Raw genomic sequence first — 653 nt, forward strand, 5'->3', positions numbered from 1 at the left:
GTCGCAGAGACAGTTTATATTCTGGTTTCTAATTACCACAACCAGTCATATGCCTTGCCCCGCCCTATTCCACGTCTGATTCAAGTCTAATTACCGATAATAAGATCTATTCTTGATTGCTCTATTCTATTAAAGCTTATTATGTTTATAAAAAATCACTCCACCTGCATTTCCAGTGAAATGCCCAATTGCATTATGCATCCTTCAATAAAACTTTCAGCAACTTGTAATTGACGTCGAATCTCCCGTTCATTACATTTTTTCAATCGGGCAATAGAGGCTTTAGATTGCCCATACACATAATGTCGAAGGATAAGCTCCAGTTCTTTTTCTCGCGAGGCCCGCTGTAAATTTCCTATTGTTTTATCAATGGCTAATCCATCATTATCGCAACATGACTCTACCTGTCTATTGCTCGTCACCAATCCCTTAAACCCGCTAGCGATATGAGGATAATCCAGATGAGAGTTATCCCTAGCCCATACACCCCAACGCGTCAAAACAGTTTGGATATCACTCATTACTGCTCTCCTTTTATATTTAAATGCCTTTTCATTTATTTGATTAATATCACCCACAAAAAAGACCTCACTAATTAGCAAGGTCTATTAATTAATAATATTGAGAAATAATAGATATACCCATAATGTGTT

At 37.1% G+C, this 653-nt stretch carries 1 protein-coding gene; it reads right to left on the minus strand.

Annotated features, from left to right (window positions below; genetic code table 11):
• Positions 1-155 precede the first annotated feature (155 nt).
• Positions 156-521: an antiterminator Q family protein gene (locus tag V1952_RS22370; RefSeq protein WP_083161860.1), complete on the minus strand. Its 366-nt coding sequence runs from the start codon at positions 519-521 to the stop codon at positions 156-158.
• Positions 522-653 lie beyond the last annotated feature (132 nt).

Source organism: Yersinia sp. 2542 StPb PI (assembly GCF_048593855.1).
GTDB classification, from domain to species: Bacteria; Pseudomonadota; Gammaproteobacteria; order Enterobacterales; family Enterobacteriaceae; genus Yersinia; species Yersinia enterocolitica_E.

Excerpts from the sequence above, each read along its gene's own strand:
- V1952_RS22370 (WP_083161860.1), bottom strand. The coding sequence starts at position 521 with ATGAGTGATATCCAAACTGTTTTGACGCGTTGGGGTGTATGGGCTAGG.